Source organism: Elusimicrobiota bacterium, from assembly GCA_026388155.1.
GTDB lineage: Bacteria > Elusimicrobiota > Elusimicrobia > Elusimicrobiales > UBA9959 > UBA9634.
The window spans coordinates 1-14,567 of record JAPLKI010000021.1 but is presented as its reverse complement, the minus strand read 5'-3'; the positions used below and the strand labels follow the sequence as shown (position 1 = coordinate 14,567).

The 14,567-nt window shown below is 44.9% G+C and carries 14 protein-coding genes; 13 read left to right on the top strand and 1 reads right to left on the bottom strand.

The features are described from left to right. Positions 1-91 precede the first annotated feature (91 nt). A complete protein-coding gene (locus tag NTX59_09675) occupies positions 92-400 on the bottom strand; it encodes a hypothetical protein (protein ID MCX5785944.1) in 309 nt (102 codons plus the stop codon). Positions 401-542: 142 nt separating this feature from the next. On the opposite strand from NTX59_09675, the gene NTX59_09670 reads away from it, so the two are divergent. The 13 genes from NTX59_09670 (at position 543) to NTX59_09610 (ending at position 14,455) form a co-directional block, all read left to right on the top strand. Then, positions 543-1,502, top strand: a complete 960-nt coding sequence (locus NTX59_09670) for a hypothetical protein (protein ID MCX5785943.1) — start codon at positions 543-545, stop codon at positions 1,500-1,502. A gap of 115 nt (positions 1,503-1,617) precedes the next feature. After that, positions 1,618-2,643 carry a glycosyltransferase gene (locus tag NTX59_09665; protein MCX5785942.1) on the top strand — a complete coding sequence of 342 codons (1,026 nt, stop codon included), beginning with the start codon at positions 1,618-1,620 and terminating at the stop codon, positions 2,641-2,643. Positions 2,644-3,157: 514 nt separating this feature from the next. Beyond that, complete coding sequence (locus tag NTX59_09660; GenBank protein ID MCX5785941.1) at positions 3,158-3,547, top strand: four helix bundle protein; 390 nt, start codon at positions 3,158-3,160, stop codon at positions 3,545-3,547. Positions 3,548-3,598: 51 nt separating this feature from the next. After that, complete coding sequence (locus NTX59_09655) at positions 3,599-4,870, top strand: Wzz/FepE/Etk N-terminal domain-containing protein (GenBank protein MCX5785940.1); 1,272 nt, start codon at positions 3,599-3,601, stop codon at positions 4,868-4,870. Positions 4,871-4,919: 49 nt separating this feature from the next. Next, positions 4,920-5,909: a GDP-L-fucose synthase gene (locus NTX59_09650; GenBank protein ID MCX5785939.1), complete on the top strand. Its 990-nt coding sequence runs from the start codon at positions 4,920-4,922 to the stop codon at positions 5,907-5,909. 54 nt (positions 5,910-5,963) lie between these two features. Beyond that, positions 5,964-6,950 (top strand): UDP-N-acetylglucosamine 4,6-dehydratase (inverting), encoded by a 987-nt coding sequence (gene pseB / locus NTX59_09645; GenBank protein MCX5785938.1) that lies wholly within the window; start codon positions 5,964-5,966, stop codon positions 6,948-6,950. A 4-nt stretch (positions 6,951-6,954) separates the two neighbouring features. Beyond that, complete coding sequence (gene pseC / locus NTX59_09640; protein ID MCX5785937.1) at positions 6,955-8,121, top strand: UDP-4-amino-4,6-dideoxy-N-acetyl-beta-L-altrosamine transaminase; 1,167 nt, start codon at positions 6,955-6,957, stop codon at positions 8,119-8,121. A 250-nt stretch (positions 8,122-8,371) separates the two neighbouring features. Next, on the top strand, positions 8,372-9,031 hold the full coding sequence (locus NTX59_09635; GenBank protein MCX5785936.1) for a methyltransferase domain-containing protein: 660 nt from the start codon (positions 8,372-8,374) through the stop codon (positions 9,029-9,031). A 1-nt stretch (position 9,032) separates the two neighbouring features. Then, complete coding sequence (locus tag NTX59_09630; protein MCX5785935.1) at positions 9,033-10,352, top strand: DUF4910 domain-containing protein; 1,320 nt, start codon at positions 9,033-9,035, stop codon at positions 10,350-10,352. A gap of 113 nt (positions 10,353-10,465) precedes the next feature. Beyond that, on the top strand, positions 10,466-11,704 hold the full coding sequence (locus NTX59_09625) for a GNAT family N-acetyltransferase (protein MCX5785934.1): 1,239 nt from the start codon (positions 10,466-10,468) through the stop codon (positions 11,702-11,704). After that, a complete protein-coding gene (gene pseI, locus NTX59_09620; protein ID MCX5785933.1) occupies positions 11,701-12,741 on the top strand; it encodes a pseudaminic acid synthase in 1,041 nt (346 codons plus the stop codon). Before NTX59_09625 ends, pseI begins: the two co-directional genes overlap by 4 nt. Further along, positions 12,741-13,430, top strand: coding sequence for a pseudaminic acid cytidylyltransferase (pseF, locus tag NTX59_09615; protein MCX5785932.1), 690 nt, complete (start codon positions 12,741-12,743; stop codon positions 13,428-13,430). The genes pseI and pseF overlap by 1 nt, the downstream gene beginning before the upstream one ends. Positions 13,431-13,558: 128 nt before the next feature. After that, the gene (locus NTX59_09610; protein MCX5785931.1) at positions 13,559-14,455 is read left to right on the top strand and encodes a class I SAM-dependent methyltransferase; all 897 of its coding nucleotides are present in this window, start codon (positions 13,559-13,561) and stop codon (positions 14,453-14,455) included. The last annotated feature ends 112 nt before the right edge of the window (positions 14,456-14,567 follow it).

The following is a 14,567-nucleotide window of genomic DNA, read 5'->3' as shown; positions in this document are numbered from 1 at the left end:
ACATGGCCGCTAATGTGGTTTCTTTTCTTTTTAAGATAGCGGTTGGTCTTTTAATGGTGCCATACTATATACGCCATCTCGGGATTGGCGCTTATGGGCTTATCCCGCTTGCCGTTTCTATTACCGCATATTTAAGCATTGCAACCATGTCGCTAAACGGAGCTGTTTTGCGGTACCTGGTTATTGACATACATAAGAATGATATTGGTTCGGCAAACCGCGTTTTCAACACGGCCTTTTTTTCGGTTACAGTATTGACGCTTGCTCTTCTTCCTGCGGTTGCGGTTTTGGCATGGTATGCCCCGCAGATTTTCAATATGCCTGCAAATGTTGAGGGCGGGGTCCGATGGCTTTTCTTTTTCTCAATGTTGAGTTTTCTGATAGGGATAATATCGGCCAATTTCTCTGTTTCCGCTTATGTCTTTAATCGGCTTGATATTCAAAACCTGATTATTATATCAGCCCTTGTGGCCCGCACGTTGCCTGTAATTATTCTTTTTACCCTGTGTGGGGCTGCGGTTCGTTGGGTGGGAGTAGCCTTTATGTTTGGTGCTTTGACCGCGCTTGCCCTGAGCGTTATGGCCTGGAGGGAACTTGCCCCGTTTCTTGAATTGAATATCAAAAAATTTGATTTTAAAAAACTGGGGCAGATTACCCGGATGAGCGGGTGGCTTACAATAAACCGGGCAGGAGTTTTACTTTTTTTAAATGCAGATATAATAATCGTTAATCTGCTTTTTGGCTCTGAAATTACAGGAAAATATGGGGCGCTTATGCGATGGCCGGTGCTTTTGCGGGCCATGGCCGAGGTTTTTTCGGGGGTGTTTTCTCCCATGGTTCTTATTCTGTTTGCGCGTGGCCACCGGGACAAGATGCTTTTGTTGTGCAAAAAATCCCTCAAGTTTCTTGGTTTAGGGATGGCTTTACCCATAGGCCTTATCTGCGGCTTTGGAGGTTCTATTTTAAAACTTTGGCTTGGACCTGAATTCGCCAAATACTCCGTTCTATTGGCTATAATGTGCGCCCATCTAAGCATAAACCTCGCTGTATCTCCATTGCTTTCAATACAGACAGCGGCCAATAAAGTCAGGGTTCCCGGTTTGGTTAATCTCGCCGGCGGGGGGATGATGGTCGGTCTGGCCCTGATTCTGGGCAAATTCACCCCCTTGGGCGTTTACGGCGTGGCGCTGGCCGGAGCTCTTATGCTTACGCTGAAAAATGTGATGTTTACCCCGATATACGCAGCCATGATACTTGGCATAGATAAAACAGTTTTTTTAAAACCACTTGCGGGAGGGGTTGCCGGAACAGTTTTGGTTTGGTCGGCGTGCGTTGTAATTAATGAAACCATAATGCCGCAATCATGGACAGGGCTTATCATCTCCTCAGGTTTGATCAGTTTGGTTTACTGCGCTGTGGCCTATTTTAAAGCGGTAAACCGTGAAGAAAAGGAACTGGTTTTGTCAATCCTAAAACTTTCAGCGGCGCAAGATGGGGCGTAAGCGCATGAAAATTATGCATCTTCTCCCTAATCTTTCCAACAGGGGAGCTGAACGGCAGTTTGGTTGTTTGGTTCCTGCGTTAGTGCACATGGTTTTGAGAGGGTTTTAACCGGGTATGCGCATACTTCACTTTATCCCTTGTCTCAGCGGCGGCGGAGCGGAGCGGCAGCTTAGTTATCTAGTGCCCGAGTTGGCGCGGATGGGGCATGAGGTTCATATCGCATATTCCACGGGAGGCCCTTGCGAGCCGGAATTGCCAGGCGTGGTGCGTCATCGGCTAAAATCACGGTCCAATTACGACCCATATTTACTCTGGCAACTGATTCGGCTTATCCGAAACATCAAGCCGGACATTATCCACACGTGGATCTTACAAATGGATATTCTGGGCGGAATCGCGGCAAGAATGAATGGAATCCCTTGGATACTTCGTGAGCCGACTCACCCGTTGGCCTATCTTACTCCGACCTGGAAACACCGTTTGAGGGTTTGGATAGGAGCTGGCGCGAGTGCCATTGTATCTGTTTCTCGGGGCGGAGACGAATATTGGAAGATCCAGCGCCCAAACAGTCGGCGTTATATCGTGCTGCCCGGATTGGTCATGCCGCGCGCCCCCATCGCGCTTTATGTCGGCAGGCTGGTAGCGCTCAAAAATGCGAAAGTGTTTTTAGAAGCATTGGGCCGCATCAAGCTGAAACAAGAAGTGCTGGGTGTTTTGTGCGGGGAGGGGCCCCAGCGTTCCGAATTGGAAGCATTAAGACACAAGCTGGGACTTGACGCGGATGTCTGTTTTACGGGTCATTTACCGGCCGCCGCGGTTTGGGCGCTAATGAAGAAAGCTTCGATTTTTGTGTCGCTCAGTGCGTATGAGGGATGCCCCAACGCGGTTATGGAAGCCCTGATGTGCGGTTGTCCGCTGACACTCTCGGATATCCCCGCGCACCGTGAAATTCTTGATGAAAGTTGCGCGCTGTTTGTGGACCCGGCCAACATTCAGCAAACGGCCGACACGATTTTACAGGCATTGCGTAATACGGAAGCCGCAAAAGCCCGTGCTTTAATAGCCAAACAGAAAACTCAGGAATGGACCATAGCCGCAATGACCAGAAATTATGAAAACGTGTATAAAGAAGTTGCATGAGTTCATAATTTGAACCCGAAAAATATTTTTCCAAATAACTTTGAAGCGCATATAATGCTCTCTGACTGGGTGGATCCAGGGGAAGCGGGAAAATCCCAATGGGGGCCGCATACAACTTCCGGCGTTGTCTATGCGCATGAGGTGCGCGGGTCTGCCTGCTCCTCCGAGGACCTGCTAATAATGAAAGCTTTTGCCAACAGGCCAAGAGACCGGGCCGACATTAAAACTGTTGTAGGCCTCCGCCCGGGGGAACTTGATATGACCTATACATTGGATTGGAGCGTCCGATCCCTCTGGCTGAAATAAAATCAGCCCCTGAAATAGTCACCGCCCTTAAAACCCGATTCTAATTCCTCTCATCTGTCCCTCTCTTTATCAAAAGTTACACTTCACTATCCCCGTCCATAATTTATATAATAAGGATATCGTAAGACGTCTAGGAGTCGGGGAGTCTGAGAGTCTAAGCGTCAATAACTCTACGACCCCAAGCCCCTAAGGCCAAGTTAACGACAAAATGGAAACCAAGATCGAGAGGTTCGAGGATATCCTGGTTTGGAAGAAGTCCCGTGAGCTTGTTATGCTTATTTATCATGTAACCTCGGAAAACGAGGGATTTAAACGGGACTTTGACCTTAAGAGCCAGATACGAAGAGCGGCAATTTCAGTAATGTCCAATATTGCCGAGGGATTTGCAAGGAGAAGCGACAAAGCGTTTGCTAATTTTCTGCATATCGCGCACGGTTCCATAGCGGAGGTTCAAAGCCAACTCTATGTAGCACTGGACTTAGACTACATAAGCAAGGCTGCTTTTGATAAAACATATGAAATGTCAGATGAAATAAGCCGCCAATCCCAAAACTTCATCAAGTATCTGAATAATTCCCAGTCATCAAGAATCCTATGACTCTTCGACTCTCAGACCCTGCGACCCTCAGACCCAATTGAAGGCAACTTTATGGATAACAATCAAATTCCACACCAAGAAGACGAAATAGAAATCAACTTATTCAACTACCTCATCGTTCTCCTTAAACACAAAGAATTTATTATTAAAACCACCCTCGCCGTCACCTTTGCCGCCGCTGTTTTTTCTCTTCTTGTCCCCCCTTCATACCTTTCCGAAACCAAAGTCCTGCCGCCTCAGAGCGGCAACTCCTCAATGGCCTCCATAATGGCTTCTCAGTTGGGCGGGCTTGGTATGTCCCCGGCTGCTTTCGGAGTAAAAAACACCAACGAGCTGTATATCGCGCTTCTTAAAACCCGGGGGGTGACAGATTTCGTCACGGAGAAACTGGACTTGATGAAATCTTACAAGCTTAAATCCCGGGAAAATATGCGGAAGCTTCTTGTGAACGGATTAACGGTGCGTAACGATATAAAAAGCGGAATAATAACCCTGGGCTTTGAACACCGCAATCCCCAAATGGCCGCCGACATCGCAAATGCTTTCGTTGAGGGCCTCCAGCATTTTAATAATAACCTTGCGGTTACCGAGGCTTCCCAAAGGCGGTTGTTTTTTGAAGAGCAGCTGAAAACCGCCAAAGAAAACCTTATCCAATCCGAGGAATCCTTGAAAAGTTTCCAGCAGAGAACCGGAACCATAAAAATCGACGAGGAAGCCAGGGGAGTAATAGAAACAGTTGCCAAGATGCGCGCAGAGGTTTCGGGCAAAGAAGTGGAATTGCGCGTTATGAAAGCTTACGCTACCCCTGAAAACCCGGATATGCAGAGGCTTCAAACCGAAACAGCCGCTTTAAAAGAAGAGTTGCTGAAACTGGAATCAAAAACCAGCCTGGGAGATGACTCCGTTCCCACAGTGGGTAAAATGAGCGTACTTGGCACCGAGTATGTCCGCAAAATGCGCGATTACCGCTATAACGAAGCACTTTACGAAATATTTCTGAAGCAGTTCGAGGCCGCCAAGATCGACGAATCTAAAGACGCCGCCCTTGTGCAGATAGTGGAAAAAGCGGAGGCCCCGGAAAAGCGCTTTAAACCGCAGAGACAAGGAATTGTTGTTCGCGCCTTTTTTCTCGCTCTTTTTTTAACAGTCGTGTTTGTGTTTTTTAAAGGCTATTGCCAAAGTCTTACAGCCGACCCTGAAACAAAAAAGAAAATCCAGCAGACAAAGAGTTATTTAGATTTCAGCCAGCTAATAAAAGACCTGAAACTGGAAAAAATAGCTGAAAAAATCGGAGTGCTGTTCTCTAAATTGCAAAAGAAGTGAATCAATTTTACAACTGGACGGTCGAACCGCTAGCCGTCTAGCAATCTTTATGGCCCTGTCTACAAAAAAAATCATGTTAACCGGCGGCGCCGGCTTCCTGGGAGCCTTTGTAACCGAAAAACTCCAAGCCCGCGGCTGTAAGAGCATTTTCATCCCCCACGAACCCACGAATCCCCCATCTCACCCCCAAGCGACCAACAACAAACAACTAACCGCTAACACTTACTATGATCTCACAAAAGCAGCCGATATAGAGGCAGCTTTCAAAGATTCCAAACCCGACATCGTCATCCACCTGGCCGCCAAGGTTGGCGGTATAGGCGCCAACCGGGAAAACCCCGGCAAGTTCTTTTATGACAACCTTATGATGGGCGTGCAACTTATGGAGCAGGCCCGGCTTTCCGGCGTGGAGAAGTTTGTGGCCTTAGGCACCATCTGCGCCTACCCTAAATTTGCCCCCGTCCCATTTAAAGAAGAAGACCTCTGGAACGGCTACCCCGAAGAAACCAACGCCCCCTACGGCCTGGCCAAAAAAATGCTGCTGGTCCAGTCCCAGGCCTACCGCCGGCAGTATGGCTTCAACTCCATTTTTCTCCTGCCGGTAAACCTTTACGGCCCCGGGGACAACTTTAACCCCGGCTCCTCCCATGTAATTCCCGCCCTGATTAAGAAGTGCGTGGAGGCTGTAAAATCCGGCGCTAATGAAATAACCGTCTGGGGCACCGGCAAAGCCACCCGTGAATTCCTATATGTGGAGGACTGTGCCGAAGCCATAGTGCTGGCTACCGAGAAATATAATTCCCCGGAACCAGTAAACATCGGTGCCGGATTTGAAATATCGATAAAAGACTTAACCGCGCGTATAGCCAAACATACCGGTTTTACTGGAAAACTGGTTTGGGATGTGTCAAAGCCCGATGGTCAGCCGCGCCGTATGCTGGATACCTCCCGTGCAGAGAGGGAATTCGGGTTTAAAGCGATTACCGGGTTTGAAGACGGCCTGAAAAAGACTGTGCAGTGGTATAAATCAGCCTGTTAAAAAAGAAGTTGTTTCTTGTGTGTGGTAGTTGGGTGAAATGTAAGGATATTCATTATGCTTAATGCAAAATCAATATTGGTTACCGGCGGAACAGGTTCTTTCGGGAAAATGTTCATTAAAACAATTCTTAAGAAATATCCCAATTTCAAGCGGATTGTGGTTTATAGCCGGGATGAACTTAAACAATTTGAAATGGCTCATCAGCCGCCTTTTAATGATCACCGAATTCGGTATTTTATCGGGGATGTGCGCGATAAAGAGCGATTGTTAAGAGCGTTTGAGGCAGTTGATGTCGTTATTCACGCCGCGGCTCTTAAACAGGTCCCGGCATGTGAATACAACCCCTTTGAAGCTATTAAAACAAATATTAATGGCGCTCAAAATATTATTGAGGTTGCAATTGACCGTAATGTGAAAAAAGTTATTGCTTTGAGTACCGATAAGGCTTGCTCCCCTATAAATCTTTATGGGGCCACAAAGTTATGTTCGGACAAGCTCTTTATCGCCGGCAATGCCTATGTCGGTTCTCATAAGACCCGATTTTCAGTGGTCAGATATGGAAATGTCGCGGGAAGCAGGGGATCGGTAATCCCGGTTTTTAAAAAACTGATTGACTCAGGCGCAAAAGAACTGCCGATAACCGATGTAAAAATGACCAGATTCTGGTTAAAACTGGAAGAGGCGGTGGAAATGGTTTTAACTGCCTTGGATACCATGTGCGGCGGGGAGCTTTTTGTCCGGAAAATTCCCTCAATGAAGGTGGTTGATCTGGCAAAAGCAATGGCGCCGAAATTGCCGATAAAAATTATCGGCATCAGGCCCGGCGAAAAAATACATGAGATGATGATTTCTTCCGATGACGCCAGAAATACGATAGAGTTCGGTAAATATTATATTATCCAGCCGGATTTCGGCTGGTGGGCGCCAAGAAATCTTCATAAAGAAGGCAAAAAAGCTCCTGCAGGGTTTGAATATCAAAGCGGAAACAATTCGCAATGGCTGACTATTGCGCAAATGCAAAAGTTAATTCGGGAGATATGATCAAATGGATTTTATTCCTTATGGTAAACAATGGCTTGATAAAGACGACATCGAGGCTGTTATAGGTGTGTTGAAAAGTGATTTTTTGACACAGGGGCCGGCTGTTGAAAATTTTGAAAAGAAAATATGTGAAATTACGGGCTCTAGATATTGTGTAGCCGTGGCTAATGCTACTGCCGCCCTGCACCTGGCGGTTACTTCCCTGGAAATAGAAAAAAACAGGGAAGGGATTACTTCCCCAAATACATTTTTAGCCTCGGCAAATTGTTTAATCTACAACAATCTCAAGCCGGTGTTTGCCGATATTAATCCCAGAACCTATAATATAACAGCGGAAAATATACAAAAAAGAATATCCTCAAAAACCAGCGTAATAATCCCTGTCCATTTTGCCGGTCAGACCTGTGACATGTCTGCCATTAAGAAGCTTGCCGATGAAAACAATCTTTATGTTATTGAAGACGCCGCCCATGCGATTGGCTCAAAATATGCCGATGGAACAATGGCGGGGAACTGTAAATATTCGGATATGACCGTTTTTTCCTTTCATCCGGTAAAAACTATTACTACCGGCGAGGGCGGCGCGATTACAACAAACAACGAAAAACTGTATAAAAGATTGCTGATGCTGCGAAATCATGGCATGACTAAAGACCCTGCGCTGCTTGCACAAAATCCGGGCCCTTGGTACTACGAAATGCAGTGCCTGGGGTTTAACTATCGTGTTACTGATATGCAATCGGCGCTTGGTGTTAGTCAATTGAACAAACTTGATCGTTTCGTGCAAAGACGGAGAGAGATTGCAAATAAATATAACAAAGCTTTTGAAAATATTGATTGGTTGCTCAGGCCATACGAGGAAAACCCCGGCAGCTCAGCTTTTCATTTATATGTACTGGAAATCGATTTTGAGAAGCTCGGAATCACAAGAAAAGAAGTAATGGAAAGATTACAGGGAAATGGAATAGCAACACAAGTTCACTACATACCGGTCCATACTCAGCCTTATTATAAAAGCAACTTCGGCTATAATTGGGGTGATTGTCCCATTGCAGAGAACTATTATCAAAAGGCGCTAAGTTTACCATTGTATCCTAGAATGACCGATGAAGATGTTGCTTATGTGATTAAAAATGTAAAGAATCTTGGCATTAAAAAAACTTTGATATGAGTGACCACTACGAAAACAGCCTAGTTGACCGCACTCCGCAAATGGGGGGTTGGGCGGGTGTTTGGCGATAATATCTTGACTTTTACGGAAAGCTGGGGAATAAGGTGAGCGTTATGCTGACTGCAAAGACGAAGCAGTAAGTTTTTTTGGGCGGGCAAGTTCAGCGCCGACTACTTAAAGAAAAACCAGGACGAAGCCAGAATATCAGCCAAGATTCCCACCTCTCCCCCAACATGAGGAGAATATATAAATGAGTGAAAATGATTTGTATGGGAAAAGCTATTTTAGAAATCGATTAAACAATGATGAAAAAAGACTGATATCTTTTCAGCAAGAGAAGTTATTTATTGAGAAATATTGTTCAATCAATGGCAAAATACTTGATGTCGGATGCTCGACCGGGGAATTCCTTGCCAGTATTGGGTGGAAAGGAAAAAAATACGGCATAGAAATCAGTCAGTATGCTGCAACGCTTGCTGTTAAAAATGGGATTGAGATTGTAACATCATACACCACAAAGGAGTCACTTGATGTTGTAATATATCGTGGAACTATTCAACATCTTCCAAAACCATTTGAATCATTAATGCATGCAAAAAACACCCTAAAAACAGGGGGGTGGCTTTTTATTTTAGCAACGCCAAACGCAAATAGTTTGTATTATAAATTTTGGAACACATTGCCAGCACTGTCTCCTGATTATAACTGGCTGATTCCATCAGACATTATGTTGAAAAACATAATGCGACATTTGGGATTCAGTTGCGGAGGCGTCCAATATCCGTATTTTAAATCGCCTTATAGTAAAATAGTTAGGGATCATCTGAATTTTGTGTTAAAACTCTTCGGTTCCAAAGTGGCGTTCCCGTTTTGGAGGAGCATGATGAGCCTGGCATTCAAAAAGGTTTAATATGAGTGGTAAATACAAAGATGTCTTGATTGGTCCCAAATTACATCAATGGGTGAAACATTTGTTCCCGATTTGTAGAAGCATAACTGGCCCTGGAGTCCGGGAAACTTTAATTTATTTAAAAAAATTATTGCCAGATCTTAATATCCATGCAGTCCCTACAGGCACAAAGGTTTTTGATTGGATTGTCCCGAACGAATGGACAATCCGTGATGCCTTCGTGATTGATACGCATGGCAATAAAATCATTAATTTCAAGGCAAACAACCTGCATATAGTTGGATATTCGGAACCAATCGACAAATGGATGACACTTAATGAGCTTGAGCCGCACCTGTACTCACTTCCTGAACAACCTGAGCAGATACCATATATCACGTCCTATTATAAACGTCACTGGGGATTTTGTCTAACCTTCCATCAGAAAAAAATGCTCAAGCCCGGGAAATATCGTGTCGTAATTGATAGCGATTTAAAACCGGGCGTATTAAACTATGGCGATTTAGTGTTGCCTGGAAAGAGCAGCAGTGAGATACTGATATCAACCGATATTTGTCATCCATCTATGGCAAACAATGAACTTTCAGGCCCGGTAGTAACAACAGGATTGGCACAGTGGTTATCAAGTTTAACAGATCGACAGTACACATATAGAATTGTGTTTGTGCCAGAAACAATAGGTTCAATCTCATATCTCAGCCGTAACCTGGAAGTTATGAAGAAGAAAACTGTTTCTGGTTTTGTGGTTACTTGCATTGGTGATGAGCGAGCTTATTCATATCTGCCTTCAAGACGTGGCAATACACTTGCTGATCGTGTGGCTCTTCATGTGCTTAAGTATATCGCCCCAGGCTTCCAGCGGTTTCGTTTTCTTGATCGAGGCAGTGACGAACGGCAGTACTGTAGCCCAGGTGTAGATCTTCCAGTGGTTTCTATTATGCGTTCAAAATACGGCGAATATCCTGAATATCACACTTCATTTGATGATATAAATTTTGTAACACCTTCTGGGTTGGCTGGCGGCTATATGGCATTACGGCTAGCGATAGAATGTATAGAAAAGAACTGTATTCCTGTGACAACCATTAAATGTGAGCCCCAATTAAGCAAATATGGATTATATCCTACACTGAGTACTAAAAAAACCAAAGCAGAGATGCGTAGTATGATGAACCTGTTGGCATATTCTGATGGGCAGGATGACCTACTCGGAATAGCTGATAAGATTGAGGTGCCAATGTGGGAGCTTACACAAATTGCGCACTGCTTATGTAAGCACGGTCTAGTAGAATTGCGCCCTATTGCAGGGCATAATCATTGATAAACGTATAAGTAATGGAAATATCGTATCGTCGGGGAATAGCTTTCTATTACTTTGACGTAAGTCTATAATCTGAAAAGGGCTTCAAATTTTGTGCGGATATTGTTGGCTATATGCATAAGATAGGGCTTAAACTTTACTCCATTAACGATTTCTATTTAAAAGAAGCCGCCGTGCTTTACGAGCAGGGCGTATACGATTTTATTGAGCTGTTGCCGGTGCCAGCCAGTTATGAAAGAACTCTGGTGTGGTGGAAGGGTCTTCAAATTCCTTTTGTGGTCCACGCTCCACATTTAGGTTTCGGTATTAATCTTGGCCGACGGGAACTGTTTGACACAAACATGGCTGCTGTAAAAGAGACATTAGCATTTGCTGATGCGCTTAATACCGCACATATTATTTTCCATCCTGGCACGGAAGGAGATATCTGCGAATCCGCCCGTCAGCTAAAAGTCATAAATGACCCTCGCGTTCTTGTTGAGAATAAGCCGTATAAAACCGTGGATGGCCGGTTTAGGTGCATTGGCGGATCCCATGAGGAAATAAAACTCGTAATAGAGACCGCCGGGACCGGATTTTGTTTGGATATTGGACATGCAATAAGCTATGCGAAAAATATCGGGGCAGACTGGTATGATTATCTGCGCGGTTTTTTAGCCATGAAGCCTGCCATGTACCATGTTTCAGATGGGGACACGAATTCCGGGACTGACACCCATGAACATATCGGGTCGGGTAATTATGCCTGGGATAGAATATTACCGCTCATCCCTGCCGGCTCTCTGGTTACGTTGGAAACCAAAAAGAATTCAAAGAAGAATCTGCGTGATTTTAATGAGGATGTGCAGAATTATCGCCACCTTACGGAGGCTCACGCTCCAGCCATCGCTGTTCGGCGCGTGGTGGGAAGTGACATGCATAATATATTTAAACTCTCTAACGAACCATTTGTGCGGCAGTATTCCATAAATAAAAAGCAGATAACCTGGCAGGAGCATATGGTGTGGTTCAACGCAAAAATTAAGGATTCCTCCTATGACTTTTTCGCGGCGGAAGTCAAGGGGGAATTTGCAGCGCAAGTCAGGTACCAAATGGAAACTGGAAAAATGGTGGTTAGCCTTAGTATTGCCGGTCCCTTCAGGGGAAAGGGCTTTGCCTCTGAGATATTGAGTACATCCGCACGCATGGTTTTCGCGGCCAGACCCACGTTAAATGAGATAATTGCCTATATCGATCCGGAAAATTCTGTTTCCACCAAGGTGTTTACTAAAGTCGGTTATGTTTCGGCGGGGGAAAAAAGCATTTCGGGTCGCCTTTTCAGAAAATACGCACTCTCAAGGGGCAATATATGAGCAGGACCGCTAATTTTTGGGGCACAAAGCGGACATTTATAATCGCCGAATTATCAGCTAATCATAATCAAAAGTATGAGCAAGCGGTTCGTACTATCAAGGCCATGAAAGAGGCGGGTGCGGATGCTGTAAAAATGCAGACGTATACTCCCGACACGATCACCATTGATTGTCATAATCGGTATTTCCGCATTAAGAGTGACACTTTATGGGACGGTCGCACCTTGTATGATTTATATAAAGAGGCACACACTCCTTGGGAATGGCAGCCGAAACTTAAAAAATATGCGGAATCTTTGGGGTTGATATGGTTCTCGAGCCCCTTTGATAAAAGCTCCGTTGATTTTTTGGAAAAGATGAAAGTCCCGGCATATAAAGTGGCATCCTTTGAGATTCGGGATACCCCGCTGATAAAATATATCGCTTCTAAGAGAAAGCCGGTTATAATTTCTACTGGTATAGCGAGTTTGACTGACATCTGTGAAGCAGTTAAAACATGCAGAAGCGTGGGGAATAATAAGATTATTTTACTGAAATGTACTTCAGCCTATCCAGCCCCCATTGATGAAGCGAATCTGAAAACCATTGCGGATATTGCTGCAAGATTTAAGGTGATGGCCGGATTATCGGACCATTCCTTGGGGATAACGCTCCCAATTGCCGCAGTCGCGCTTGGAGCTCGTGTAATAGAAAAACACTTTATACTAGCTAGAAAGTTGGGCGGGCCGGATGCCGAATTTTCACTTGAGCCTTATGAGTTCGCGACAATGGTGAAGTCAATAAGGGATGTCGAAATAGCTCTTGGTAGAGTTAATTATACGCTTTCAGAAAAAATGCTGAAAAACCGGACATTTTCCCGTTCATTGTTTGCAGTAAAGGATATTTGCGCCGACGAACCTTTTACATGCGAGAATATCCGTTCAATACGCCCTGGTTTTGGTCTGCCGCCTAAGTATCTAAGCTCTATAATCGGCAAAAAAGCCAGGCAAACCCTGAAAAAAGGAACTCCGCTTCAATGGAGGCATATTGTCCGATAATGCATAACGCACTTGCAATTATAACCGCCCGGGGTGGCAGCAAAAGGATTCCCCGGAAGAATATAAAAGACTTTCTTGGGCGTCCTATCATAACGTATTCCATTGACGCTGCCATTAAATCCGGATGCTTTGATGAAGTTATGGTTTCAACGGATGATGAAGAAATAGCTGCTATAGCTAGGAAATCAAAAGTGATCGTGCCTTTTTTAAGAACCAGTAAAAATTCTGGTGATTTCGCGTCTACGGCTGATGTTATAGTGGAAGTTCTACTGGGATATTCTAAGTCGGGCCGAAAATTTGATTATGCATGTTGCATCTATCCCACCGCGCCGTTTGTTACGGCTGAAAAACTTAAAAAAGGGTATAAACTTCTGACAACCTCTTCTGCAGACGCCGTTGTCCCGGTTGTGCGGTTTGATTATCCCATACAACGGGCGCTTGAAATACAAAATGGCAGGCTACAAATGCTTTATCCGGAAAATCGGGATGTCCGTTCTCAGGATCTCAAACTGAACTACCATGATGCCGGGCAATTCTACTGGCTTAATATTGAGCGGTTTTTAAAAAACAGAACCTTGTTTGGCAATAACACTCTGCCAATAGAGGTCCCGGCTTCTGAAGTTCAGGACATAGATACACTGGAAGATTGGTCTCTGGCTGAAATGAAATTCCGGATGTTAACGAAATAAACGCTGGCATAAAGAGAATAGCGAACTGGACCCTTATATCATAGGCAGCCTTAAGAATAGTGATTTGGCTTAAGTAAAATTCGGAACGGGTTAGTAATTATTTGGTTTTTATTTTAGAGGATATTATAATGAATACTAAACATGGAGACTCACTTCTGTCCGATTCTGACAAGCTACGAAATTTAGTTCTCGGTATGCGAGCGGCCTATGCTCGGGGTGAGAATGCTATGGCGTACGCGCGGCAAGTGGACAAGACTTTCTACAACTCAGCAGTTGCAACACTGATAGCTTATGATCTTCAGGCAGGCACTTATACAGCGGATGCCCGCTGTAATCCGGAGACGAATAAAAGATGGTGCGATCAGTTGGCCAAAATTATTGATCCATTTGTAGCCGAGAAGAGCTCAATTCTAGAGGTGGGCTGTGGTGAGGCAACTACCTTCGCTGGTGTATTGAGGCAGTTGACAAACACACCCGATTGTGCGTTAGGCTTTGATATCAGTTGGTCACGTTGTTCTGAAGGTCTTGCCTGGCTATCGGAAAATAAAGTCTTCGCACGGCTTTTCGTGGCGGATCTTTTTAAAATTCCATTGGCAGACGCAAGTGTTGATGTTGTATACACCTCATATTCGCTTGAGCCTAATGGAGGGCGTGAAGAGGAAGCTATTCGCGAATTAATGCGTGTATCCCGTCGCACAGTGGCCTTGTTTGAGCCAATTTTTGAACTTGCAGGAGCTGAAGCTCAGGCTCGCATGAAATATCACGGCTATGTGAGAGCTCTCAAAGAAACGGCCGAGCATTTAGGGGCGAAGGTTACTGATTATCGCTTACTTAACTACGCTCCCAATGCTCTCAACCCTAGCGGCGTAGTTCTGATTGAAAAAGATGTCAAAAATGAAGCGGGAGGTCGTGGGGGCGCGCCAGTATGGCGTTGTCCACTGACTAATACCCCAATGCATGAATTAGGTGATGTATTCGTGTCAGACCAGACTGGATTGCAGTGCGCCCTTGCAGTAGACAGTTAGAGCAGTTATTTGTGTAGGGTTGTGGCCGGCTCCGAAAAGGAGACGTGGTATAATGATAAATACCAAGGAGCCGGATATGCCAAAGAAAAGACGTTCGTTCCCGGTGGAGGTC